Annotated in this window: 2 protein-coding genes; both read left to right on the top strand. The window is 64.6% G+C overall.

The genetic code is table 11. From position 1 onward, the window contains the following. Window positions 1-498 (top strand): PTS transporter subunit EIIC (locus ACZ60B_RS43015; protein ID WP_469397579.1); only part of this gene is annotated, 498 nt, incomplete at its 5' end. Window positions 499-514: 16 nt separating this feature from the next. Further along, window positions 515-1,219 (top strand): family 1 glycosylhydrolase (locus tag ACZ60B_RS43010; protein WP_469397576.1); only part of this gene is annotated, 705 nt, incomplete at its 3' end.

Below are 1,219 nucleotides of genomic sequence, written 5' to 3'. Positions count from 1 at the left end.
ACCATCATCCAGACCATCGCCGAGACCGGCAAAGAAGGCATGGTGATGCCTTCGGAGATCGGCGCCAACCTGTCGCTGGGCGGCGCTTCGCTGGCGGTGGCGCTGAAAACCAAGAACCGCGAGCTGCGCCAGACCGCGCTGGCCGCCGCGGCCTCCGCCATCGTGGCGGGGATTTCCGAACCTGCACTGTACGGCGTGGCGGTGCGCCTGAAGCGGCCGCTGGTCGCCAGCCTGATCAGCGGCTTCGTCTGCGGCGCGGTCGCCGGCATCGGCGGGTTGGCCAGCCATTCGATGGCCTCGCCCGGGCTGTTCACCAGCGTGCAGTTTTTCGATCCGGCCAACCCGATGAGCATCGTGTGGGTGGTGGCGGTGATGGCGCTCTCGGTGGTGCTGTCGTTCGCGCTCACGCTGATGCTGGGCTTCGAGGATCTGCCGGAAAACGCCGCCGCGCCCGGCCAAACCGCACCGGCGGCGAACGCCGCCAGCGCAACGCATTGAGACACCAGAGGATTGCATGTCCGATTCAACATTCCCTAAAGGATTTTTATGGGGCGGCGCTTTAGCCGCCAACCAGGCGGAAGGCGGCTATCGCGAGGGCGGCAAAGGGCTGACCACCGTCGATATGATCCCGCACGGCCCGCACCGCATGGCGGTCAAACTCGGGCTGGAGAAGCGCTTTAGCCTGCGCGACGACGAGTTTTATCCCAGCCACGACGCCATCGATTTCTACCATCGCTACCGCGACGACATCGCGCTGATGGCGGAGATGGGCTTTACCGTGTTCCGCACCTCCATCGCCTGGAGCCGGATTTACCCCAACGGCGACGAGCTGACGCCCAACCCCGAGGGCATCGCCTTCTACCGCAGCCTGTTCGAAGAGTGCCGCCAATACGGCATCGAGCCACTGGTGACCCTGTGCCACTTCGACGTGCCGATGCACCTGGTGACCGAATACGGCTCCTGGCGCAGCCGCAAGATGGTGGAGTTCTTCACCCACTACGCCCGCACCTGCTTCGAAGCCTTCGACGGACTGGTGAAATACTGGCTGACCTTCAACGAGATCAACATCCTGCTGCACAGCCCGTTCTCCGGCGCGGGGCTGGTGTTTAAAGCGGACGAGAACCCCGAACGGGTGAAATACCAGGCCGCGCACCACGAACTGGTGGCCAGCGCGCTGGCGACGCGCATCGCCCACGAAGTGAACCCCGCCAACCAGGTG

The sequence above is a fragment of the Streptomyces sp. NPDC104096 genome (genome assembly GCF_055584385.1).
The sequence above is the reverse complement of the archived record's forward strand: the minus strand, read 5'-3'. Positions and strand labels throughout refer to the sequence as shown.